Below are 23,013 nucleotides of genomic sequence, written 5' to 3'. Positions count from 1 at the left end.
AGTTCAGGCGTCGCGCAACAGGTCGTGGGCGTCGAGCAGGCGGTAGGCGATTTCCGGGTTCTTCTCCAGGCCACGGCGGATGGCGGCGGGGATCGATTGGCGGGTCTTGCGGCACAGGCCCGGCAGCTCGTCGAGCTGGATGGCGATGCCGCGCATGCTGCGCACTTCGTTGAAGCTGGGGGCAATCTGCACGCGGATGCCCAGCAATTCGTACATCCGCCGCTGCATGTGTTCGAGGTCGCTCAGGCTTTGCAGGTTCTCCAGCCGGTCGAGCAGGCGCTTTTCCTCCTGGCGGGTCAGGCCGAGGATGCGCAGGTCGGTGCCAGGGGTTTGCAGCAGGCGTTCGCGGTCGCAGTCACAGGCGCCGGGTGGGCAAGGCTGGCGGATCTGGAAATCGGGCATCTATGGACTCCACTCGAAGCGATCGCGGATCGCCGTTGCCCACGGGGTTGCCTGGAAATATACACAGACGGGGCAGGCTGTGGCGCGGGAATCGCCAGCCATGCCGTCGGTTTTTTCAAGGTTGCCGGCGCCGCCACCACAGCCGGCCGTAGACCAGGGCGTTGATCAGCAGCACCAGCGCGCCCAGGACCAGCTGGATCTGTGGCGTCAGCCCGGCCGGGTAGATCAGCGGGATCAGGTAGTGCTCGATGAAACCGTCGCCATAACCCTGCTGGCCGGCGCCGTGGCGCAGGCGGTTTTCCCAGTCGGTCAGCGGGCAGGGCAGGTGGAAGACTTCGACCGCCACGCCCCAGGTCGCGGCGGGCAGGTGCAGCCAGGCCAGGCGCGGCCACTTGAGCACCAGCAGGCCACCGAAGAGCACGAACAGGATGAAGGTCAGGTGCAGCGAAACCAGGGTGTCGGCGGCGAAGCGGTAGAGCATGTCGAGTCTCGTTGCGGTCAGGGGTACAGCAGGGGTTCAGGTTCGCGCGCGGTCGAACCAGCCCAGCGCGGTGCGCCAGATGCAGATGCCGAGGAAGTACGCCGACATCGCCAGCCACAAGCCCATCACCCAGGGACCATTGTAGGGATGGTTGATCACCAATGACAGGCTGCACAGCAGCCAGATGGCGGTCACCGCGATGTTCACCGGCATGAAGCGGCGCACGCGGAAGGGGTGGAGGAATTTCATCCGGGTCAGGGTCAGCAGCGCCAGGACCACGATGCTCGAAAGGCTCAGCCAGGGTGTCGGGGCAAGGATGTACAGCGCCAGCGCCACCACGTTCCAGGCCGCGGGAAAACCGACGAAATAGTTGTCCTTGCTCTTCATGTTGACGTTGCAGAAACAGAACAGCGACGACACCAGGATCACCGAGGTCGCCAGCAGCGCGCTGTAGTCCGGCAGCGGGATGTAGCGATAGATGAACAGCGCCGGGATGAACACATAGGTCAGGTAGTCGATCACCAGGTCCAGCACCGAGCCGTCGAAGTGCGGCAACACCGACTGCACATTGACCTTGCGCGCCAGCGAGCCGTCGACCCCATCGACGATCAGCGCCACGCCCAGCCACAGCAGGCAGGCCTTGGGCTGGTTGTCGAACAGCGCCAGGGTGGCGAGGAAGGCCGTGACCACGCCGGTCGCGGTGAAACCATGGGCGCCCCAGGCTTTGAGACTGGCGATGTGTCGGGTCGTTATCACGGGTGTTCTCCAGGAAATGAAACCAGCCGTACGACGCCCCATTGGAAGAAACGGGGGCTTATCGCCAAACCTGGCCAGACTGCATCTATCGACCGGGCAGGCGGCGATAAGGTTCACCGCTGCCCGCGTCTTTGTCAGGCCACTCATGGACTTGTCGGCGTGCAGCATGGCGCCCAAGCCCGTGGCGGCTCCTAAGACTGTAGCCACAGTTTGGCGGGGACGGGCCCTGGCGAACGCGAATTTCTTCACGGCGCTGGGGGAGGCAGGGCGCCCACCGTGGCATTCACTTCCGGTGTCGCGGTGCTACATCCCGTTGGCGAAGGGCACGGCCCGGATATCGATGCGCGAGCGCAGGTGCTTCATCGCACCGGCGTACTCGGCCAGGACCTCCAGGGTCCAGTCGGCACGAGCGCGCAGGTGGCGTTCTTCGGGCGTGGGCTCGGCATGCGCATTGAATGCGCCTTCCACCTGGCGAACGATCAGCTGCTCCGGCAAGTAGCAGATCCGGCAGTTCTTGTAGCTGGAGACGCGCAGCTCGGCGAGCGGATAGGCACCACCGAGGCCGGCCGAGACCCCGACCAGCAACGCCGGCTTGTGCCCCAGCTCGGTGTGGCCGGCATACACGAAGAAGTTCTTGATGGCCGGGCAGGCCATGCCGTTCCACTCCGGTGTCACCACCACCAGCGCGTCGGCCTGGCGCAAGGTGGCCGAGTATTGGCTCCAGGCATCGTTCGAGTCCGGGCTTGGCCAGAGCGGCAAGGGCGAGCGCCCGAGGTCGAGCAGCGTGACCTGCTCGCAGAGTTTCAGCTGTTGCAGGCGTTGGCCCAGGTAATGGGCGACCTTGGCCGACTGGCTGTCGGGCTGGCTGGAGCCGGCGAGCAGCGCGATATGCAGGCTCATTGCACCACCTCCTGCTTGGCTTCGGGACGCGCCGCCGGTTTGGGTGAACGCACCAGCGGCCAGAACAGTTCCTGCTGCCAACTGATGGGGCGCAGATCCTCGATGCCATAGGCGCTGGGCCGGCGGCGGGTGATTTTCGCGGTGCCGAACAGCACGTCCCAGAAGAACAGCAGATTGCCGAAATTGCCCTTGTAGTGGGTCACCCCGTCATGGGCGTTCAGGCCGTGGTGGGCGGAATGGGTGGAAGGGGTCGAGATGGTCCGCTCCAACAGCCACATCAGCGGGCGCAGGGCCGGGATGCGATAGAGCCTGTCGTCCCAGGCGACGCTGCTGTGGGCGGCGAAGATCACCGTCATCTTGACGATCAGGTAGCCGTAGTAGACCGGCGCCAGGCCCATGTAGATCAGCAGGCCAGAGAGCCAGATGCCCGGCATCAGCAGGTAATAGAAACTGTTGTTGCGGTAGACGATGCGGATGCTCATGTACGGCGCCGAATGGTGCGCGCGGTGCAGCGCGTAGAGGAACGGCAGGCGGTGGGTCAGGCGATGCCACCAGTACTGGGTCATGTCATCGAGCAGCAGGAACAGCGCCGCGCCCGCCACCCAGTGCAGGTCGCCCAGGCTGTTCTTCAAGGACGGCGCGAAGGTGTCCAGCAGCAGGGTGCTGAGGAACATCACCAGGGGGAAGGTGAGGCCCAGCAACAGCGAGGAACCGATGATCTCGATCAGCACATCGCGGCGCTGACCCTTGGGCTGGCGAAAGCAGGTACAGGCGATTTCCAGGAGGATGAAACCGAGGAAAATCCCGGCCACGACCAGGATTGGATTGTTGGCGAGCATTGTTGTATTCATGGCAATCTCGAGTCAGGCCCGACATGGGCATTGCCCGAACAATAAGAAACCAAGAGCCGCCCGGACCCTATGCGCGAACTGGACAAAAACACTGGCGAAGAGGCCAATCAGCCGCTCCGCCGTTTTCACCGGGGCCAGCTCGGCCGGGTGCTGGAACGGGTGCTGCAACGCCAGACCCGCGGCGACCGCCAGGATTACAACCTGCTCGAGCTCGAACAACTGTGGCGCCTGGCGGCAGAGCGCGACCCGGCCATCGGCCTGCACTTGTTCGGCGAATTCACCCCCCAGGACCTGCACGTACTGGCCTACATCTGCCTGTACTGCCCGGACGTGCGCGGCGCTATGCAATGCTGGGCCGACTACGCCGCGCTGGCCTCGGACATGGACAGCCTGAGGCTGGTCAGCGACGGCGATCTGCTCGGCGTCGAACTGTGCATCGACGCGCCCGCCAGGCTGACCCGCTACGTGGTGGAGCATTACGGCGTCATGGCCCTGACCCAGATCCGCCACGGCACCGGGCAAGCTGTGCGCCCGGTGCGCGCCTGCTTCAGCCATTCGCGACCGGCTTACCACGAGGAATATCGCCAGTGGTTCGGCGATAACCTCCAATTCGATTGCCCGCGCAACTGCCTGTACTACGACCAGGCCACCCTGCGCCTGCCGCTGTTGACGCGCCACGCCGGCATGCAGGCGTTGCTGCGCAGCGAACTGGACCGGCGCCTGGCCCAGCGCCTGCAACTGGCTGGCTGGACCGGCAAGGTCGCGACCAGCATGCGCGACAGCCTGGCCCGTGGCGTGGTGCCGAGCCTGGAGAACCAGGCCGAGGCGCTGTACCAGAGCCCGCGGACCCTGCGCCGGCGCCTGGAAGAGCAGGGCATGACCTTTCGCCAGTTGCTCGATCAGGTCCGCGCCGAGCTGGAGCAGCAGCTGGAGTTTCTCGGCGAGAGCCGCGCCCAGATGGCGGCCCAGCTGGGTTACAGCGACCTCGCGGCGTACCTGCATGCCCGCAAACGCTGGAAGCGTGACTGAATCCAGCACGCGCGCGACATCACAGCAGGCGTTGTGCGGATTCCTGAAAGGAATCCACTCTATAAAAAACATGAATTTTATTTATCGAATTCGAGCCTGTAGCGTGGCCCCGTCCCTGACCGATGGAGCGCCCTCATGTCCACCCCGCAGCCGCCGTCTCCCGCCGAACGCTACTGGCAGCGCAACCTCGCGGTATGCGCCCTGGGGGCGTTCACCACCATTGTCGCGATGACCCTGCTGTTGCCGTTCCTGCCGTTGTACGTCGAGCAACTGGGCGTCAGCGATCCGGCGGCCATCGTCCAGTGGTCCGGCGTGGCCTTTGGCGCGACCTTCCTGTCGGCGGCGATCACCGCGCCCTTGTGGGGCCGTCTGGGCGATCGCTACGGGCGCAAGCTGATGCTGATCCGCGCCAGCCTCGGCATGGCGCTGGCCATGTCGCTGATCGGCCTGGCGGAGAACGTCTGGCAACTGGTGTTGCTGCGCCTGCTGGCGGGCTTGCTCGGCGGTTATGCCTCGGGGGCGACCATCCTGGTCGCCACGCAGACCCCCAAGGCGCGCTCCGGCTGGGCGTTGGGCGTGCTGTCTTCGGGGATCATGGCCGGCAGCCTGGCCGGGCCCCTGATAGGTGGCCTGCTGCCGCCGCTGATCGGCATCCGCAACACCTTCTTCATCGCCGGCGCGGTGATCTTCGTGACCTTCCTGGCCACCACTTTTTTGTTGAAAGAGGCGCCGCGCGAGCCGCGCACGGCCACGCAAAAGGGCCAGGCGCCGGAGCATTCCTGGGTGTCGGTGACGGACAAGAAACCGCTGCTGAGCATGTTCGCGGTGGCCTGCCTGCTGATGTTCGCGACCATGTCCATCGAACCGATCATCACCGTGTATCTGCAGGAGCTGCGGGCGGAAAACGTCACCCTGATGGCGGGGCTGGTGATGTCCGCGGCGGCCCTGGGCAGCATCATTTCCGCGTCGCAGCTGGGCAAGCTGGCCGACCGTATCGGCCATTGGCGGGTGCTCACTGTGTGCCTGGCCGCGGCGGCGCTGTTGTTGATTCCCCAGGCGCTGGTCAGCGCGCCCTGGCAACTGGTGCTGCTGCGTTTTCTCATGGGCCTGGCCCTGGGCGGGCTGTTGCCTTGCATCTCCAGCATCATTCGCCATTCGGTACCGGAAAACATCGCCGGGCGGATGCTCGGCTACTCGACCTCCAGCCAGTACGTCGGACAGGTGCTCGGCCCCCTGGCCGGGGGCTTTCTCGGCGGGCACTTCGGCATGCGCACGGTGTTTGTCGGCACCTGCGGCGTCATGGCCTTGTGCGCTCTTGTCACCTGGTGGTTCGGCTCGATGAAACCTGCCGTGCCGGTGGCAGGCGAAGCCGGTTAGACCGGGCCGGCACCACGCCGCACGCTGCGTTCGACCATGGCGACAATGGTCTCGAACAGCTCGTCGCGGGCTTGCTCGCGGCTGATTTCTCCGGTGGCCGCGGCATGGGACAGGGCCTCGGCGGCCCCGAGCATCGCCCGCAGGCCAGCCGTGGCTATGGTCCCGGGTGCCGCGAAGGGGGCGAGGGCGGCGCGGCATTTTTCCAGGAAGATCAGCTCGTACTCCTCCTTGATCCGCGCCAGTTCCGGCGTACTGGCCAGGGCGGCGATCACCCCGGGGATCTCCCGTCCCTGGGTCAGCACGCAGTCGACATAAGCGCCGGCGATGACCGTCGCGCGGCTGGCCAGGGTCGCTTCGCTGCGCTCCAGGGCAGCGTCCATCAGCAGCGTCTGGCGTGCATCGAAGTCCTGGTACAGCGCCGCCAGCAGCCCGGCGCGGGTGACGAAATGGTCATAGACCACCGGCTTGGTCACCCCGGCCTGTTCGGCGAGGCGGCCCAGGGTCAGGGCCTCGGTGCCTTCGGCGCCGATCAATTGCCAGGCCACTTCCAGCAGCTGTTGCAGGCGCTCTTCCCGGGACAGGCGGCGACGAGGGGGTGAAGCCTCGGAGGGGGTGCTTGACATGCTTATATACCAAAAGTAACTTACTGTTCGTAACTTACCAAAAGTATATAGGGCCTGGTTGCCGCCCTCAATTCATTTGCAGGAGCCTTTGCCATGCATGCGCTTATCGTTGTCGCCCACCATGATCCCCGCTCGCTCAGCCACAGCCTGGCTGCCCAAGTTGCCGAGGGCCTTGGGCCGGCCCACTCGTTCGAGATCGCCGACCTGTTCGCCGAGGCATTCGACCCACGCTTCAACGTCGCCGACCACGCGGTCCACCGCCGGCAGGAACAGCCTCCGGCCGACGTGCTGGCCGAGCAGGCGCGCATCGACCGTGCCGATGCGCTGGTGCTGGTCTATCCGGTGTACTGGTGGTCGATGCCGGCGCTGCTCAAGGGCTGGATCGACCGGGTGTTCGCCAACGGTTGGGCGTTCGATTTCAACCTCGAAGCCAATCGCTTTGAGAAGAAACTCGGACACCTGCGGGTGCACCTGCTCGGCATCGGTGGGGCCGATGCCGGCACATACGGGCGCCACGGCTACGAGGTGGCGATGAAGACCCAGATCGATCACGGGATCTTCGATTACTGCGGCGCGCGGGTGCTGACCTCGCAGCTGCTGCTGGAATCGGAAAGCCAGGACCCGGCGCTGCATTTGCGCACGGCCCGGGCCATCGGTCGTGGTCTGTTCACCCGCGCCGAAACCGCCGCGGCGGTCCAGGTGGGGTGAGGGGAGGATGTACCGTGCGGCTCCGCGACGTCCCGGTCGCGGAGCGCAGGACGGCACAGGCCGTTAGTGCCCGGCGGGCTGCGCCTGTTGAGTGAGGATGGCCCTGGCCAGTTCTTCATCGCTGGCGTTGAGGCCTGGGTTTTCCTGGCGGATTTTCTGCAGCACCGACTCCAGGTAGACACCACGGATGGCACCACCGCTGGCGACGAAACTGGAGGCGTCGTCACGGGCGGGAATCACCATTTTGTCGTCCTTGAAGGTCGAGTACAGCGAGGCGGAAACCCCTGCCGAGGTGGCGACATCACCCGCATCGACACGGGCCATGGCTGAACCTGCGGGCAGACAGAGCAACAACGAAGAAACGAGTAATAGGCGGCGCATGAGGGCGTCCTCCGACAGCGTGAAGCAAAAAGGAAGTACTACACCATCTAGGATGCGCGGTACTGCCCGGGAGTTCCCTGGGCGCCGGCTGTACCCGCTGGCCGGGCGTTTTGCGTGGGGCAGGAAACGGCCCCCGGCATTGCACCGGGGGCCGTCGTCAACGGGCTGTCAGCTGACGACCCGGTAGCACGGCACATAGGCCGCGCCGCCCGGCAGTTTCATCCGGTGCTGCTGGACGAAGGATTTGAGCAGGTGATCCAGCGGTTGCATGATCGCGGTGTCGCCGTGGATTTCGTACGGGCCGTGCTTCTCGATCAGGCGGATGCCCTTGTCCTTGACGTTGCCGGCGACGATGCCGGAGAACGCGCGGCGCAGGTTGGCCGCCAGTTCGTGGGACGGCAGTGCGTGGTCCAGCTGCAGGCCGGCCATGTTGGCGTGGGTCGGGTCGAACGGGCGCTGGAAGCCTTCGTCGATTTTCAGCAGCCAGTTGAAGTGGAAGGCGTCGTTGCGTTCGCGGCGGAACTGCTTGACCTCCTTGAGCCCCTCGGTCATCTGCCGGGCGACCTCGGCCGGGTCGTCGATGATGATCTGGTACAGGCTGTGGGCCGCATCGCCCAGGGTCGCGCCGACGAAGGCATGCAACTGCTCCAGGTACGGCGCGGCGCTTTTCGGCCCGGTGAGGATCACCGGGAACGGCAGGTCGCGGTTGTCCGGGTGCATGAGGATGCCCAGCAGGTACAGGAACTCCTCGGCGGTGCCGGCGCCGCCCGGGAAAATGATGATGCCGTGGCCGACGCGGACGAAGGCTTCCAGGCGCTTCTCGATGTCCGGCAGGATCACCAGCTCGTTGACGATCGGGTTCGGCGCCTCGGCGGCGATGATGCCCGGCTCGGTGAGGCCCAGGTAACGGCTGCCGCTCATGCGCTGCTTGGCATGGGCAATGGTCGCGCCCTTCATCGGGCCCTTCATCACGCCCGGGCCGCAACCGGTGCAGACGTCCAGTTTGCGCAGGCCCAGCTCATGGCCGACCTTCTTGGTGTACTGGTATTCCTCGGTGCTGATCGAGTGGCCGCCCCAGCACACCACCATCTTCGGCTCCACGCCCGGGCGCAGGGTGCGGGCGTTGCGCAGCAGGTGGAAGACGTAGTCGGTGATGCCCTGGGAGCTTTCCAGGTCGATGCGCTGGCTGGCCAGCTCGCTTTCGGTGTAGACGATGTCGCGCAGGGCGCTGAACAGCATTTCCCGGGTGCTGGCGATCATCTCGCCATCGACGAAGGCATCGGCCGGGGCGTTCAGCAGTTCCAGGCGCACGCCACGGTCCTGCTGGTGGATGCGGACTTCGAAATCCTTGTAGGCGTCGAGGATGGTCTTGGCGTTATCGACATGGGCGCCGGTGTTGAGGATGGCCAGGGCGCACTGGCGGAACAGGGCATAGATGCTGCCGGAACCGGCTTCGCTGAGTTGTTGCACTTCACGTTGGGACAAAGTCTCCAGGCTGCCTTTGGGGCTGACCGAAGCGTTGATGACGTGTCTTGGTTGCATTCTGGATTCCTTGAAAGCGAGACCACCGGCCCATGCGGGCCCATGGCTTAAGAATAGTGAGCGGCGGTCGGGACGCCGGGAAAAACATTCTCCCGGGCTTCACGACGCAAAGGCAAACGGGGCCACCGGAACGTGCGGCCCGTGCGCCTCGCTACTTTCTCACAGCTGGTGGTCCGAAGCGAAAGCGGCGTGCATTGCCCTTGGCTATGTTCAGCCCATTCACCCATAGGGCTGGGGAGCGCAACCGGGCGCCAGCAGTGCCAGCCTCGTCACGACATTGGGAGTGCGTGAACATGGCACCTGCATCCGAGCGGTCCGCGGTCAACAAGAGCTGCTGAAGTGATTGCCTGTCATGTCACCCATGGCGCTCCGTCGATCTTGTCCGAAGCCTGAATGAATTTATCGGCCCGGCACTGCTCATAACTCTAAGTGGCGTAATCGCGCCAGGATCGTGTACGCAGTCAGGGAGCGGCATCCTCATGAGTCCAGTGTCATCCGTCGATCCAGGCCAGCCTTGTCGCCTGCTGTTGGTGGTCGAGGACGAGCCGATGATCCTGGAGTTTCTCTGCGAGATCCTGCAGGACGAGGGTTTCGCCACCCAGGCCATGCCCAGCGCGGATGCGGCGCTGCGGTTCCTGGAAAGCCATCCGGAGCAGGTGCGCCTGCTGCTGACCGATATCAATATGCCGGGCACCCTGAACGGCGCGGGCCTGGCCAACCGGGTGCGCGAGCGCTGGCCGGGCATGCCGGTGCTGGTGATGTCCGGTTACGAGACGCCGCAAAGTTCCGGAATTCGCTATCCGGTGTCGTTCATCCGCAAACCCTGGACCATCGGGCAGATCCTCGACTGTGTCGATGAAGCGTTGAACGGGACGGGGGAATAAAGAGTGGGGCGGAAGGTGAGGCGCGAAGCGGCTTTCGACCACCCAGGACCTCGGGTCCTCGGTGATCGCAAGGGAGGGTGAGCTAGCGGCTCACTCTTTGACGCTCATGAACTCTTTGGCCCAGACGATGTAGTCCTCGGGCTGGGTGTAGGTGTGGGCCAGCTCGGTAGCGCTGAGGTCCGAGGCCTGGGTGAAGATCTGCCGCTGTTCGCGCAGGCAGTCGTAGGTGGCCTTGATCGCCGCGAAATACGCCGCGTGGCCGTCGACGATGATCTTCGCGCCCAGTTGCGCCAGGCGCGCATCGTCGCGCAGCGCCGGGTTGCCGTAGGTCACCAGCATCAGGGGCACCGACAGGTGCTCGGAGATCTGTTCCAGTTGCTCGAAATCCTTGACCCCGACCATGCAGATGCCGTCGGCGCCGGCGCGCTCGTATTGCTGGGTGCGGCTGATGATTTCCTGGATCGGCAGGATCGCCGCGTTGGTCCGGGCGATGATCGCCAGTTCCGGGTCGACCCGGGCTTCCAGCGCCGCGCGGATCTTGCCCACGCCTTCGGCGACCGAGATCAGGTCGGTGGACTTGCGTCCGAACTGGGCCGGCAGCAGGGTGTCTTCGATGGTCAGGGCGGCGACGCCGGCGCGCTCCAGCTCGACCACGGTGCGCATCACATTGAGGGCGTTGCCGTAGCCGTGGTCGGCGTCGGCGATCACCGGCAGTTGGGCGACGCGGCCGATGCGGGTGGCCTGCTCGGCGAATTCGCTCAGGGTGATCAGGGCGAAGTCAGGCGCGGCCAGCACCTGCAGCGAGGCGACGGAGCCGCCGAGAATGCCCACTTCGAACCCCAGGTCGGCGGCGATCCGCGCTGACATCGGGTCGAAGACGGAGGCAGTGTGGAAGCAGGAGTCTGAAGCGATCAACTCGCGAAAACTACGGCGTAAATCTTGATGAGACAGCCTGGACATACGAACTCCCGGAAGGAGGTAAAAGAGATGCCGACGATAGCGTCGAGTCAAAAATGCAATCGGTCGTCCAGCGAGCCTGTGTAGAAGGGTCGCTGCGAAAACCTGGGCAGATGAAGACGAAGCAAGCAGGTATGAAACGGCGGGTGACGCCGCACCGGATGGAAAAAGCCAGGCGGGCGCTCTTGTTATGGCCGGGGTGAAGGCTATCACGCCGCCGCGGCGAAAATGATGACGAATTCGTATGGGCCCATGCCAGAACGGCATAGGCCATGCCGGTTGTCATGGGCGCCAGGGCGGGTCGATCATGCCGATTGAGAGGGTTCGCTCATCACTGGTATTTATGGGAGCGTCGATCGCTCGCGACGAAAACGAGCACGCGCAGCGACGGTTCCCGCACCGCGGATCACGGGCATGGCTCAATAAAATGTCAGAATTTGAGTCCAGGTCTGGACCTTTTCCCCTGATGCGCAATCATTAGGACGTGGATACCCAAAGGAGAGACGCATGTTCATTCGGTCATTGACCCTCGCAACGCTGCTCGCTGTCGTCGGCCCCGCAATGGCGGCCGACAACGAAGGCCCTCTGGCCCAGGATCAGGGCAAGGCGCGCCCATTGATCGTGATTGCACCCAGCTCCGTGGACCCGACCCTGGTGGCGCTGAAGAAGTCCCTCGACGAGCCGGCCAACCGCCAGGCCTTCAGCGAACGCAACATGGTGCTCTACACGGTGATCAACACCATCGGCCAACGCGACGGCAAGGACCTGGACCCGCAATCGACCATGGCGCTGATCCGCAGCCTGAAGCTTGGCGCCGGGGCGCAGACCAAGGTGATCCTGGTGGGCAAGGACGGCGAGAAGAAGCTCGAACATTCCGGGGCCATCGAACTCAAGGAAGTCTTCAGCACCGTCGACCAGCTGCCGGCCGCGGAGAAGGAAGCCATTGCGCCGACGTTAGCGCCGGTCTCGGAAGTCAAGGCAGCCCACGCCGGCAAAGCCGCCAAATCGGGCAAGCCTGCGGCGCCACCGAAACCGCTGGACGACTGAGCCCGGCCCACACCGTTTGCTGATCCATCCCATCGCGAGCAAGCTCGCTCCTACAGAAACGCGCATGCCCCCTGTAGGAGCGAGCTTGCTCGCGAAGCGTTCTGATTAACCTCACCCGGCCATCAGGCATCGGTCACGACACCGCCAGCATTCCTGCCTCTTTTGTTGCATCGCCATCGACCTCGGCGCTTTGCAATGTCCGGCTGACCCCGCGCACGATCATCTCGACTTCCCGCTCGTCGATGATCAGCGCTGGCAGCAGGCGGATGGTGCTGCCCCGGGTCACGTTGATCAGCAGTCCGTGATCCTGGGCCGCCCGGAGCGCCAGCTCGCGTTGTGGGGCTTTCAGCTCGATGCCGATCATCAACCCCAGGCCACGCACCTGCAGGACCTGCGGGTGATCGGCCAGCTCCGCCCGCAAGCGTTGCAGCAGGTGCTCGCCCTGGCGCCTGGCGTTGGCCAGCAGGCCTTGTTGCTCGATGATCTCCAGCACGGTGTAGGCCACCCGGCAGGCCAGCGGGTTGCCGCCGAAGGTGCTGCCATGGCTGCCGGGGGTGAACAGTTGCGCAGCCTTGCCCCGGGCCAGGCAGGCACCGATGGGGATGCCGTTGCCCAGGCCCTTGGCCAGGGTCATCACGTCCGGGACTACGCCTTCATGCTGGCAGGCGAACCACTGGCCGGTGCGGCCGATGCCGGTCTGGATCTCGTCGAGCATCAGCAGCCAGTTGCGCCGGCTGCACAGTTCGCGCACGCCCTTGAGGTAGCCGGGCGGGGCCAGGCGGATACCGCTTTCGCCCTGGATCGGCTCCATCAGCACCGCGGCGATACGCGGGCCGTGGGCCTGCGCGGCTTGCTCCAGGGCGGCCAGATCACCGAAGGGCAGCTTGAGAAAATCCCCCGGCAGCGAGTTCAGGCCCAGACGTACCGCCGGCCCGTCGCTGGCCGCCAGGGTGCCCAGGGTACGGCCGTGGAAGGCGTTCTCCATGACGATGATCAGCGGCCGCTCGATGCCTTTGTGCCAGCCGTGCAGCCGCGCCAGCTTCAACGCGGTCTCGTTGGCTTCGGCGCCGGAGTTGTTGAAGAACGCCCGGTCCATCCCGGCCAGGCGGGTCAGCCGCTGCGCCAGTTGCTGTTGCCAGTCGATGCCGTAGAGGTTGGAGGTGTGCAGCAGCAGGCCGGCCTGTTCGCTGATGACGCTGACCAGTCTGGGATGGGAATGGCCGACGCCCGTCACCGCCACGCCGGCCACCGCGTCCAGGTATTCGCGGCCGGCCTGGTCCCAGAGGCGCGTGCCCAGGCCGCGGGTGAAGCTCAGCGGCAGCGGCTGATAGGTGTTCATCAGGCAGGTGGCGGTCATGACGGGTAGCTCCATCCAAGGGGTGTGCGGGCAGTATCGTTAGCCACCTGAGCTAGATAAACTCGTCAATTCTTTAATCATCTTCAAGTCAGGGTTGATAATGGATCTGTTCCAGGCGATGACGGTGTACGTGAAGGTGGTGGAGGCGGGGAACATGACTGCCGCTGCCCGCGAGTGCGGCCTGTCCACCACCATGGTCGGCAATCACCTGCGGGCCCTGGAGCAGCGCCTCGGGGTCAGCCTGCTCAGCCGCACCACCAGGCGCCAGCGCCTGACCGAGTTCGGCGCCGAGTATTACCAGCGTTGCCTGGCGGTGCTGGGGTTGGTGGCGGACTCCGAGCGCATGGCGGAACAGGTCCAGGGCGAGCCGTCGGGCACCCTGCGCATCACCGCGCCGCTGACCTTCGGCACCGAGCGCCTGGCGCCGGCCCTGAGCGAATTCCAGCTGCGCTGCCCGCAGGTCAAGGTGGAACTGACGCTGGCCAACCAGCGCTTCGACCTGATCGACGGTGCCTTCGACGTGGCTTTTCGCCTGGGCAACCTGGACACCTCGTCGCTGATCGCCCGGCCCCTGGAGGACTACACCCTGACCATCTGCGCGGCGCCGGACTATCTACAGCGCTGCGGCACGCCACGAGTCCCGGAGGACCTGCAGCACCACAACTGCCTGGCGTTCGCCTATCCGGCCGGTGACGAGTGGAGCTCCACCGCCACCCAATGGCCGTTGCGCGGGCCCGAGGGCGACGTGCTGATCCCGGTGTCCGGCTCGTTGTTGACCAACACCTCGTCCGGCCTGCACCGCGCGGCGCGGGGTGGCTTGGGGGTGGTGATGATGCCCGATGCCCTGGTGGAAGAAGACCTGCAACAGGGGCGGCTGGTGCCCGTGCTGCAGGACTATCAATTGCCCCGGCGGGCGATGCACCTGCTCTACGCCCAGGACCGTTACCGCCTGCCCAAGCTGCGCAGTTTCGTCGAGTTCGCCTTGGAGAAATGGGGGCGCTAAGCAAGCGCCATGTCATGAAACAAAGACCCCGTCGTGCCGACCTGGCAGCGACGGGGTCTGGAGTGAGGCTATTTACCAGTCAGCTCAACTCGACCGGTTTCAACTGCTCCCAGGATTCCACCGGCCCCGGGTTGGCCGGCTGGCTGCCACCGCCAAAACACACCGCCAGCTTGTTCAGCGCATTGATCGCGGTGGTGACCGCGCCTTCGGCCCAGCCGGCCGTCCAGGACACGTCATCGCCCGCCAGGATGAAGCGGTCGGGATTGCCCGTGTCGATGCCGCTCATGAACTGGGAAAAGATCCGCCGCTGATATTCGTACTGCCCTGGCAGGTTCATCTTGAAGGCGCCCAGGTACAGCGGCTGATCCTCCCAGTTGTGCTCCACGAACGTATTGACGGTGCTGTATTGCTCGTTGAGGTTGATCCCCGGGTAGATGTTGTCCAGCAGGTTAGTGCACAGCTCGACATGCTGCGGCAACGGCGCGGGGCGGTCGCCGAGGAACTTCAGAGCATCGTCGTTCCAGGTGTAGGACAGGAAGATCCCGCTGCCTTTGTAGTCGCCCTTGCTGGCCGAGTAGTCGACCAGGTAAGTGCCGCGAGTCAGGCGGTCGGAGAGGGTGATGCTCATCTTGCGTTGCTCGTCGCCCACCACAAGGTCGTTCCAGAACGGGCGCTGGGTGGCGGCGAAAATCTTCGCCGACTGCATGTAGTGGGTGTACATGATGGCTTCCCAGGTATCGATGGGCAGCAGGCTGTTCATGGCGGGAAGGCTTTGCGGGTTCCCCGAGTAGCGCAGTTTGTCGAGGATCCGCACATGCGGGGTGTAGATGACGCTGGGGAAGTGGCACTGCTGGGTCTTTCGGGTGCGGGTGTCGGTGATGGCGACGCGGAAGGAACCGTCCGGTTGGCGCTCGATGTGTCGCACCTCCTTGTGGAACGGGTCGTCGAACACCTCGCGCGACAGCGCTTCGACCGTGGTGTCCTCGCCCCAGTGCAGCATCACGTCCCCCAGTTCCTTCGGCGCCTTGGACCAGAGCCGTTGCGGCAGGCTCGAGGAGCCGTCGAACATCAGTTGGTGGTCGGCGTCCAGGCCGGTGTACAGCACGCGCAGCAACTCGAGGATGCTGTTGGGGTAGTCGGTGTTCCAGCCGCCGGTGCCGAAGCCGATCTGGCCGAACAGGTCGATATCGGCCTTGCTCCAGCCGGAATTTTCCAGGAGCGCGGCGTAGAAGCTGACGTCGTCGCCGCTGGTTCCCGACTGAGGTTTGACGATGGCATTCCAGAGCTGCTTGATCTTCTGTTGATCGATGGAGCCCTCGGTCATGGCCTTTTCCAGATCTTTGAAGTGGTAGTTTTCCAGGAAGTCATCGAAGAACTGGTTTTCCAGCTCGACGTATTCCTGTGGCTTTGGAAAGGCCGGGTTGCCGTCCACTTCGTAATAGACCTTCTCTCCACGGTAATCGACCACCGTACTGATCGCCGCGGCAGTCCCCGGGTTGGGAAAGTCCGCCGAGTTTTCGGTCATGCCGACTTTGCGGAAGTAGTGGAACAGCGCCTTGCCCGACACCGGGAAACGCATCGCGCCCAGTTCACAGAGCGCCTGGCTGCCCGGGTTTTCGGGGTCGCCCTGGACCTTGGAGTAGAGCCGTCCGCCGATGCGCTCGGAGGCCTCGACCACCACCGGGTGCAGGCCCATGCGCATGGCTTCATAGGCGGCGACCAGGCCGGCGACGCCAGCGCCGACGATCAACACTTTCTGCCCATAGTTCGCCGGGTCTACCTGGCAGGGGGGAAGCTTTCGATTAGCCGCGCTCTGCAAATAGTTGGCGTAGTGAAAGGGGAAGTCCGGAATCAGCGCAGTGACATCCTTGTTCATGCGCAGGGGAGAGCGGTTGGTTCTTGAAGGAATCGCAGACATGGGGTTTCTCCTTGAAAGTCATTTCCATGTGTTTCCACTTGCTCGATGGCTCTATATCCATAGTCGCCGAGGCTTCAGCCTAGAGCAGATTCCCGGGTTGTATAGGTTGGGCGGGGTTTGTGCCCGCACGAGCCGAAGGAACTAGGACTGCACCGCTGTGCACAACTCCACCAGCAGGCCGTCGGGGCAACGCACATAGGACACGGTCTGCCCCCAGGGTTTTTCGCCGGGCGCGCTGAGTTCGCTGGCGCCGGCATCCAGTGCCCGTTGGTGGGCGGCGTGCACGTCTGCGCAGACCAGGCCGATTTCCATGCCCAGCGGCCTGGCCGAGCTGTGGGCCTCGACGTGGCCGCCGTTGAAGTTCATTGCGCCCAGTTCATGGGCGGCGAAGGCGAGGGCGGTGGCGCCGGTTTCCAGTTCGCCGTAGGTGCCGGACTCATGGAGAAAACGGGTGGGCAGGCCGAAGGCGCGATTGAAGAAAGCCAGCGAGGCGCTGACATCCGGGACATAGAAAATGGTGTAGGCGAATTTCATGCTTGAGCGATCCTTGTTCATTGAAACTGGAGGGCCACGAAGGCCGGTTTATGTGTTGACTTGGCACCCGCTTGGGCGTGCGCTTGAGTAGGGGTGCCCGGTCGGTTTTGGCACTGAGCATTCAGGGTGCCGCGCAAGCGTACTACCCGATTCCAGGGACGATGATTTTCAATGGTTACAGATCGCTACCAGGCAGGTGTCGCGGCGAAAGGCTTGCTGGCGATGGCGGTCGTGAGGGCGCTATCGCGAGCAAGCTTCGCTCCTACAGAAGCGAGGAGTACGGGGCTCAACGTAACCGTTCAAGCATCTGGTAGTACCACATGCCCGCCGCCAGCATCGGGTTGCCCAGCTGGTCGCCGAAGGGTACGCGGATGTGCTGGCAGGCGGCGAAGGTGTCGTAGTCGCCCAAGTGCCCGGTGATGGCCTGGGCCATGATCTCGCCCATGATGTGGCTGGTGGCGATGCCGTGGCCGGAGTAGCCCTGGCAATACCAGACGTTGTCCGAGAGCTTGCCCAGTTGCGGGATGCGGTTGATCACGATGCCCATGGCGCAGCTCCACTGGAAGTCGATGGCCACGCCCTTGAGCGCCGGGAAGGTGCGTTCGATGCACGGGCGCAGTTCGCCGGCGATGTCCCGCGAGTCCTTGCCGCTGTAGTTGGCGCCGCCACCGAACAGCAGGCGGCCGTCGGCGGTCATGCGGTAATAGTCGAGCACGAAGCGGCAGTCGTAGACCGCCAGGTCCTGGGGGTTGAGGCGCTTGGCCAGGTCGCCCAGGGGCGCGGTGGTGACGATGCCGCCCATGGCCGGGAAGATCTTGCCCTTGAGTTGTTTCGGCTCCAGCTTGTGGTACACGTCGCCGGCCAGCAGCACCTGTCTGGCGTCGATGCGGCCCTGGGCGGTGATCACCGCCGGGCGCTCGCCGTGGACGATCTGCAGCACTTCGCTGTGCTCGAAGATCAGCGCGCCGAGGCTCTCGGCGGCGCGGGCTTCGCCGATGCACAGGTTCAGCGGATGCAGGTGCAGGTTGCGGGTGTTCTTGATCGCGCCGTGGTACAGCGGGCTGTCCAGCACCTCGCGCAGCTGTTGCTGGTCCAGCAGGCTGACCTCGTCGCCCATGCCGCGGCGCACCGCTTCTTCATAGTCGGCACGCAGGCCGGCGAGGTGGCTGGGCTTGTAGGCGGCATGCAGGTGGCCGTGCTTGAGGTCGCAGGCGATGGCGTATTTGTCCACGCGCTGGCGGATGATCCGGTGCCCGCGCCAGCGCAGTTGCCAGATGAAATCGTCGACCTCGTCGCCCAGGGTGCGGCGCATCTGCTTGCGCATGGCCTCGTCGCCGGACAGGCTGCCGGTGACCTGGCCGCCGTTGCGCCCGGTAGCGCCCCAGCCGATCTTGTGGCTTTCGACCAGGGCCACTTTCAGGCCTTTTTCCGCCAGTTCCACGGCGCTGGCGACGCCGGTGAAACCGCCGCCGATGATCACCACGTCGACGCTCACCTGGCCTTGCAGGGTCGGGTAGGCGGTTTCGTCATTCAGGGTGGCGCTGTAGTAGGAAGGGCAGCGTTCGGCTGCTGGTGTTACCGGGTTGAGTGCGGCTGTCATGGGTCGTTCTCGAATGCTGGGAGGGGGCCGGGCCGGCGCCGTGACGCCGGTCAGCGCGTCACGCCTGGGTCAGGTACCAGCGCCAGTCCTGTTCGCCGACTTCGGCCATGAACTGGCGGTATTCGGCGCGCTTGACCGCCAGGTAGACCCCGAGGAATTCGCTGCCCAGGGCATTGCGGGCCCAGCTGGAGTTCTCCAGGGCGGTCAGCGAGGTCAGCCAGTCGGTGGGCAGCAGTTCGCTGGCCTGGGCATAGCCGTTGCCTTGCACCGGGTCGCCCGGATCGAGTTGTTCGCGCAGGCCGCGATGGATCCCGGCGAGGATCGCCGCGGCCGCCAGGTAGGGGTTGGCGTCGGCGCCGCAGATGCGGTGCTCGATATGCCGGCTGTTGGCCGGGCCGCCCGGCACTCGCAGGCTCACCGTGCGGTTGTCGACGCCCCAGGTCGGTGCCAGCGGCGCGTAGCTGTTGGCCTGGAAGCGGCGATAGGAATTGGCGTTGGGGCAGAACAGCAGCAGCGAGTCGAGCAGCGACGCGAGCATGCCACCCACCGCCTGGCGCAGCAGCGGGGTGCCGGCCGGGTCTGCGGCGGCGAACAGGTTGTGGCCCTCGGCGTCGGCGAGGCTCACATGCATGTGCATGCCGGTGCCCGCCAGGTCATCGAAGGGCTTGGCCATGAAGGTCGCCTGCATCCCGTGCTGGTGGGCCACGGCCTTGACCAGGCGCTTGTAGCGCACCGCCTGGTCCATGGCCTCCAGGGCATCACCGTGCTCCAGGGTGATTTCCACCTGGCCCGGGGCGTATTCGGAAATCGCCGTACGCGCCGGAATGCCTTGCAGCTTGCAGGCGGCGTAGAGGTCGGCGAGGAAGGGTTCGATCTGCTCCAGCTCGCGCAGGCCATAGACCTGGGTGTGCCGTGGCCGGCCGCCGTCGGCGTCCAGCGCCGGTTGCGGGCGGTCGTTGCTGTCGCGCTTGGTATCCAGCAGGTAGAACTCCAGCTCGCAGGCCATCACCGGGTGATAACCCTCGGCCTTGAGCTGGTCGATGACCTTGATCAACAGGTGGCGCGGGTCGGCGATGCTGGCCGGCAGGCCTTCCTGCGGGTGCATGCTGACCTGCACCGCGGCGGTGGGGATCTGTCGCCACGGCAGGCGCACCAGGCTGCCGGCCAGCGGGTAGGCGCGGCAGTCGATATCGCCGACGTCCCAGACCAGACCGGAGTTTTCCACGTCGTCGCCCTGCAGGGTCAGGCCGAGGATGGTGCTGGGCAGCGGGCGGCCGCTTTCATAGACCGCCAGCAGTTCTTCGCGGTGCAGCAGCTTGCCGCGCGGCACGCCGTTGGCGTCGAGGATGAACAGCTCGATCATGTCGATATCGGGGTTGGCGGCCAGGAAGCTACGGGCCTCGTCAAGGGCTGCAAATTTCATGGTTCTCTCGCTTGCGCCATGACGGCGCGCAGGTTCGGTTCATGCAGCGGCGCCGGCATGGCCCGGTTGCAATGGCAGATAGCAAGGCGGCAGGGCTCGACGCGCAAAGGCGCGCGTTCAGAGCGAAAGCGAGAGATCCGGAGGGCGCGAGGAATGACGCAGGCGGGAGCGGCACAGGGCCATGGGCAGGTTGACCAGCAGTTTCATCGCAGGTCCCCGGGGTTGCCGTGGAGATCGCCGTGGGTGCATTGTGTTGTCGCCATGCCAATGCCGATACGGCTGCACGGGGCAGCAGCGCATGTCTGGCAGGGCGGGCGGCAACACAAGGCGTTCATCGGCCGGCGGATCTCGTCAAGAATTCACGGACATTTCGTGCAAGTGAGGCTCACCGTTTTACCGGGACTGGTCCTCGCTGCCAAGGGGCGCGTCACAAAATATTTAACACCGCCCCCCGGCAACGTAACGGAAAAAGTCCTCAGTAGATCCAGGGCACCAGGCGCCAGGTGTAGGCGCAGTAAGTGTCGTATTGCTTGCCGAACTCTTTGCGCAGCAAGGCTTCTTCGGCGTGGATGCGGGCGATCAGCGGGATCAGCATCAAGGCGGTCAGCAGCAGGCCGACCCCGGAGCGGAAGGCCAGGGCCCAGCCCACGCAATTAATCAGCAACCCCAGGTAACTCGGGTTGCGCAGGGTGCCGTAGATGCCGGTGGTCACCAGCTGATGGCCGGGCTGGATCGCCACCAGGCCGCTGAAGCGATTGCCCAGCACGAACACCGGCCACAGCCGCAAGATGCCGCCGGCGATAAAGAACACCACGCCGAACCAGCGCGTGTCGGTGCCGCCAAAGGTCCAGAAATCCAGGCGGTCGGTGTAGGCGGGAAGAAAGGCCAGCAACAGCCCGAGGATGCCGAAGGCGGCGAGGACCCAGCGGTTTTCCCGGTCTTCCTGTTTGCCGGGGCTCAGGTTGCCTTCGCTGAACTGGGCCACGCCGGCCATCGCCAGCAAGGACAGGGCGATGACCCACAACGCGGGGTGGGAGAAGAACGCCACCAGCCCGCCCATGCCGAGGATGGCCAGGCCAAGGTAGACGAGGCAGGCGACCAGGCTGAGCGCCGCGAGTCTGGGAGAGTTACGCATGATGGCCCCTCACGAATGCCGAGGTGTATGCATTCAGTGTAGGTCCATCGTCGAGACAGCCCAGGTCGCCCGCGGCACCGCGTCGCCTGCATCGCCGGCAAGCCTGGCTTCTACAGAAGAGGAGGTGTTCACGCATGTCTGTAGCCGCTGCCGAGTAGCGCGAGGCTGCGCTCGAGGACGAAGTCCTCGCAAAACCTGCGCATGCGGTTTGCCTGTAGGAACGTGGTGCCCGGTTTTGCGGCCCCTGCGGTGCCGATCGCAGCCTCGCGGGCTCGGCAGCGGCTACAGGGACGCCATGGTGTTCCCGGCTTCTGTAGGAGCGAGGCTTGCCCGCGAGGTGGTGTATCTGACACCCCATCTCGCCTGGATCACCTACGGATGCACAGGCGGTTTCTCCGCCAACTGGGCGACCAGGAATTCGATAAAGGCCCGGGTCTTTTGCGGCACGCGCCGGGCCGACGGGTACACCGCGTGGATGCTGATCGGCGGCGCCTGCCATTCGCACAGCACCGGCACCAGGCGGCCGGCGGCCAGGGCGTCGGCGACGATGAAGTCGGGCAGCAGGGCGATGCCCATGCCGGCCTCGGCGGCCTGGGCCAGCAGGTCGCCGTTGTTGGCGTGCAGCGGGCCGGTGACGTGGACGCGCTGGGTGTCTTTGCCGTTGCTCAATTGCAGGCTGACTCCGCTTTGCAGGTAGCCATAGTTCAGGCACTGGTGGGCGGTCAGGTCGCGGGGCGTCTGCGGAATGCCGGCGCGCTTCAGGTAGTCCGGCGAGGCCACCATGATCCGCGGCGCCGGGGCCAGCAGCTTGGCGACCATCGACGAGTCGGCCAGGCTGGCGATGCGGATGGTCACGTCGAAACCGCCGCGCACCGGGTCCACCTGCTGGTCGCTGAGCACCAGTTGCAATTCGATGTTCGGGTGCTGCTCATGGAACAGCGGCACCAGCGGCCCGAGGCGGCGCAGGCCAAAGGACATCGGCGCGTTGACCCGCAGCACCCCGCGCAATTCGCCGATGCCGTCCCGCGCCCGTTGTTCCGCTTCGTCCACGGCGGCCAGGACTTCCCGCGCCGACTCGTAGTACTCGGCGCCGGCTTCGGTCAGGTGCAGGCTGCGAGTAGTGCGGTGCAGCAGTTGCACGCCGATGGCTTCTTCCAGTGCCTGGATCTGTTTGCTGACTTTCGAGCGCGGCACGTCCATGGCCCGGGCCGCAGCGGCGAAGCCGTTGGCATCGACCGTGATGACAAACGCGCGCATGCATTCGATGCGATCCATGACTGTCCCTATTTTGGAATCAATGATTCTCGATTTTAGGGAATTGTCCCTTTTTAATCCAGCCCCTAAATTAGCCACCAAGCCGGCAGCAAAGCCTCCCCAGCGGAACCCGCGCCGAGCCCCCGAATTTTGCAACTCAACGCTTTTACCCACTTAGCTATCGACATCAAAAGGAACGCGCCATGTCTATCCGTGAACTGCTCAACCCAAGCAACTCCGCCCTGATCCTGATCGACCACCAGCCACAGATGTCCTTCGGCGTGCAGTCGATCGACCGCCAGACCCTGAAGAACAACACCGTGGGCCTGGCCAAGGCGGCGAAGATCTTCAACGTGCCGACCATCTTCACCTCGGTGGAAACCGAAAGCTTCAGCGGCTACATCTGGCCGGAACTGCTCAGCGTGTTCCCGGATCACCAGCCGATCGAGCGCACCTCGATGAACTCCTGGGAAGACAAGAAACTGGTGGAAGCGGTCAAGGCCACCGGACGCAAGAAACTGATCATGGCCGCGCTGTGGACCGAGGTCTGCCTGAACTTCCCGGCCCTGGAAGCCCTGGCCGAAGGTTATGAGGTGTACATCGTCACCGACGCTTCCGGTGGCACTACCCAGGAAGCCCATGACATGTCGGTGCAGCGCATGATCCAGGCCGGCGCGGTGCCGGTGACCTGGCAGCAAGTGCTGCTCGAATTCCAGCGCGACTGGGCGCACAAGGAAACCTACGACGCGGTGATGGACCTGGTGCGCGAGCATAGCGGCGCCTACGGCATGGGCGTGGACTATGCCTACACCATGGTGCACAAGGCGCCGCAGCGTCAGGTCAAGTAAGCC

At 64.8% G+C, this 23,013-nt stretch carries 23 protein-coding genes; 7 read left to right on the top strand and 16 right to left on the bottom strand.

Annotation, left to right across the window (positions count from 1 at the left end):
* Window positions 1-3: 3 nt before the first annotated feature.
* The 5 genes from PVZ80_RS12945 to PVZ80_RS12925 form a co-directional block, all read right to left on the bottom strand.
* Window positions 4-402 (bottom strand): hypothetical protein, encoded by a 399-nt coding sequence (locus PVZ80_RS12945; RefSeq protein WP_025809645.1) that lies wholly within the window; start codon window positions 400-402, stop codon window positions 4-6.
* Window positions 403-517: 115 nt separating this feature from the next.
* On the bottom strand, window positions 518-883 hold the full coding sequence (locus tag PVZ80_RS12940; protein WP_038631580.1) for a DUF2784 domain-containing protein: 366 nt from the start codon (window positions 881-883) through the stop codon (window positions 518-520).
* 36 nt (window positions 884-919) lie between these two features.
* A complete protein-coding gene (pcsA, locus tag PVZ80_RS12935) occupies window positions 920-1,639 on the bottom strand; it encodes a phosphatidylcholine synthase (RefSeq protein WP_007924962.1) in 720 nt (239 codons plus the stop codon).
* Between the two features lie 303 nt (window positions 1,640-1,942).
* On the bottom strand, window positions 1,943-2,539 hold the full coding sequence (locus PVZ80_RS12930) for an NADPH-dependent FMN reductase (RefSeq protein ID WP_009048352.1): 597 nt from the start codon (window positions 2,537-2,539) through the stop codon (window positions 1,943-1,945).
* Window positions 2,536-3,390 carry a sterol desaturase family protein gene (locus PVZ80_RS12925; RefSeq protein ID WP_124344950.1) on the bottom strand — a complete coding sequence of 285 codons (855 nt, stop codon included), beginning with the start codon at window positions 3,388-3,390 and terminating at the stop codon, window positions 2,536-2,538. The genes PVZ80_RS12930 and PVZ80_RS12925 overlap by 4 nt, the downstream gene beginning before the upstream one ends.
* Before the next feature lie 69 nt (window positions 3,391-3,459).
* Here PVZ80_RS12925 and PVZ80_RS12920 point away from each other — a divergent pair, with 69 nt between their 5' ends.
* Together PVZ80_RS12920 and PVZ80_RS12915 are read left to right on the top strand one after the other, a co-directional pair.
* On the top strand, window positions 3,460-4,419 hold the full coding sequence (locus PVZ80_RS12920) for an AraC family transcriptional regulator ligand-binding domain-containing protein (RefSeq protein ID WP_273864012.1): 960 nt from the start codon (window positions 3,460-3,462) through the stop codon (window positions 4,417-4,419).
* Between the two features lie 135 nt (window positions 4,420-4,554).
* The gene (locus tag PVZ80_RS12915; protein ID WP_273864011.1) at window positions 4,555-5,796 is read left to right on the top strand and encodes an MFS transporter; all 1,242 of its coding nucleotides are present in this window, start codon (window positions 4,555-4,557) and stop codon (window positions 5,794-5,796) included.
* On the opposite strand, the gene PVZ80_RS12910 is transcribed toward PVZ80_RS12915, so the two are convergent.
* Window positions 5,793-6,419, bottom strand: coding sequence for a TetR/AcrR family transcriptional regulator (locus tag PVZ80_RS12910; protein ID WP_124310883.1), 627 nt, complete (start codon window positions 6,417-6,419; stop codon window positions 5,793-5,795). The genes PVZ80_RS12915 and PVZ80_RS12910 overlap by 4 nt on opposite strands.
* A gap of 93 nt (window positions 6,420-6,512) precedes the next feature.
* Between PVZ80_RS12910 and PVZ80_RS12905 the strand changes: the two genes are divergently transcribed.
* Window positions 6,513-7,127 (top strand): NAD(P)H-dependent oxidoreductase, encoded by a 615-nt coding sequence (locus tag PVZ80_RS12905; protein ID WP_053268728.1) that lies wholly within the window; start codon window positions 6,513-6,515, stop codon window positions 7,125-7,127.
* A 63-nt stretch (window positions 7,128-7,190) separates the two neighbouring features.
* Here the strand turns inward: PVZ80_RS12905 and PVZ80_RS12900 are convergent, their stop codons facing one another.
* Both PVZ80_RS12900 and ppnN read right to left on the bottom strand, forming a co-directional pair.
* Window positions 7,191-7,508 carry a DUF2388 domain-containing protein gene (locus PVZ80_RS12900; protein ID WP_007924983.1) on the bottom strand — a complete coding sequence of 106 codons (318 nt, stop codon included), beginning with the start codon at window positions 7,506-7,508 and terminating at the stop codon, window positions 7,191-7,193.
* Window positions 7,509-7,676: 168 nt separating this feature from the next.
* Window positions 7,677-9,050, bottom strand: coding sequence for a nucleotide 5'-monophosphate nucleosidase PpnN (ppnN, locus tag PVZ80_RS12895; protein ID WP_009048358.1), 1,374 nt, complete (start codon window positions 9,048-9,050; stop codon window positions 7,677-7,679).
* A gap of 479 nt (window positions 9,051-9,529) precedes the next feature.
* On the opposite strand from ppnN, the gene PVZ80_RS12890 reads away from it, so the two are divergent.
* Window positions 9,530-9,934 carry a response regulator gene (locus tag PVZ80_RS12890; RefSeq protein ID WP_009048359.1) on the top strand — a complete coding sequence of 135 codons (405 nt, stop codon included), beginning with the start codon at window positions 9,530-9,532 and terminating at the stop codon, window positions 9,932-9,934.
* 90 nt (window positions 9,935-10,024) lie between these two features.
* Here the strand turns inward: PVZ80_RS12890 and PVZ80_RS12885 are convergent, their stop codons facing one another.
* Window positions 10,025-10,894: an isocitrate lyase/PEP mutase family protein gene (locus tag PVZ80_RS12885; RefSeq protein WP_009048360.1), complete on the bottom strand. Its 870-nt coding sequence runs from the start codon at window positions 10,892-10,894 to the stop codon at window positions 10,025-10,027.
* A 504-nt stretch (window positions 10,895-11,398) separates the two neighbouring features.
* Here PVZ80_RS12885 and PVZ80_RS12880 point away from each other — a divergent pair.
* The gene (locus PVZ80_RS12880; RefSeq protein ID WP_041986822.1) at window positions 11,399-11,938 is read left to right on the top strand and encodes a DUF4174 domain-containing protein; all 540 of its coding nucleotides are present in this window, start codon (window positions 11,399-11,401) and stop codon (window positions 11,936-11,938) included.
* A gap of 133 nt (window positions 11,939-12,071) precedes the next feature.
* Here PVZ80_RS12880 and PVZ80_RS12875 read toward each other — a convergent pair whose 3' ends face one another.
* The gene (locus tag PVZ80_RS12875) at window positions 12,072-13,295 is read right to left on the bottom strand and encodes an aspartate aminotransferase family protein (protein WP_273864010.1); all 1,224 of its coding nucleotides are present in this window, start codon (window positions 13,293-13,295) and stop codon (window positions 12,072-12,074) included.
* A gap of 100 nt (window positions 13,296-13,395) precedes the next feature.
* On the opposite strand from PVZ80_RS12875, the gene PVZ80_RS12870 reads away from it, so the two are divergent.
* On the top strand, window positions 13,396-14,298 hold the full coding sequence (locus PVZ80_RS12870) for a LysR family transcriptional regulator (RefSeq protein ID WP_009048363.1): 903 nt from the start codon (window positions 13,396-13,398) through the stop codon (window positions 14,296-14,298).
* Between the two features lie 79 nt (window positions 14,299-14,377).
* Here PVZ80_RS12870 and PVZ80_RS12865 read toward each other — a convergent pair whose 3' ends face one another.
* The 6 genes from PVZ80_RS12865 to PVZ80_RS12840 form a co-directional block, all read right to left on the bottom strand.
* Window positions 14,378-16,216, bottom strand: a complete 1,839-nt coding sequence (locus PVZ80_RS12865; RefSeq protein ID WP_273864009.1) for a flavin monoamine oxidase family protein — start codon at window positions 16,214-16,216, stop codon at window positions 14,378-14,380.
* 141 nt (window positions 16,217-16,357) lie between these two features.
* Window positions 16,358-16,750 carry a VOC family protein gene (locus PVZ80_RS12860; RefSeq protein ID WP_028682644.1) on the bottom strand — a complete coding sequence of 131 codons (393 nt, stop codon included), beginning with the start codon at window positions 16,748-16,750 and terminating at the stop codon, window positions 16,358-16,360.
* Window positions 16,751-17,036: 286 nt separating this feature from the next.
* Window positions 17,037-18,350 carry an NAD(P)/FAD-dependent oxidoreductase gene (locus PVZ80_RS12855; RefSeq protein ID WP_053268733.1) on the bottom strand — a complete coding sequence of 438 codons (1,314 nt, stop codon included), beginning with the start codon at window positions 18,348-18,350 and terminating at the stop codon, window positions 17,037-17,039.
* Between the two features lie 58 nt (window positions 18,351-18,408).
* Window positions 18,409-19,773: a glutamine synthetase family protein gene (locus tag PVZ80_RS12850; protein WP_053268734.1), complete on the bottom strand. Its 1,365-nt coding sequence runs from the start codon at window positions 19,771-19,773 to the stop codon at window positions 18,409-18,411.
* Between the two features lie 475 nt (window positions 19,774-20,248).
* On the bottom strand, window positions 20,249-20,908 hold the full coding sequence (locus tag PVZ80_RS12845; RefSeq protein ID WP_273864008.1) for a methyltransferase family protein: 660 nt from the start codon (window positions 20,906-20,908) through the stop codon (window positions 20,249-20,251).
* A gap of 372 nt (window positions 20,909-21,280) precedes the next feature.
* Window positions 21,281-22,183: a LysR family transcriptional regulator gene (locus tag PVZ80_RS12840; RefSeq protein WP_009048369.1), complete on the bottom strand. Its 903-nt coding sequence runs from the start codon at window positions 22,181-22,183 to the stop codon at window positions 21,281-21,283.
* A gap of 182 nt (window positions 22,184-22,365) precedes the next feature.
* On the opposite strand from PVZ80_RS12840, the gene PVZ80_RS12835 reads away from it, so the two are divergent.
* Complete coding sequence (locus PVZ80_RS12835) at window positions 22,366-23,010, top strand: hydrolase (protein WP_016702824.1); 645 nt, start codon at window positions 22,366-22,368, stop codon at window positions 23,008-23,010.
* Window positions 23,011-23,013: the final 3 nt, after the last annotated feature.

The organism is Pseudomonas sp. B3G-3 (assembly GCF_028640915.1).
Taxonomy (GTDB): Bacteria; Pseudomonadota; Gammaproteobacteria; order Pseudomonadales; family Pseudomonadaceae; genus Aquipseudomonas; species Aquipseudomonas chlororaphis_I.
This window is presented reverse-complemented; position numbering and strand designations above follow the sequence as displayed.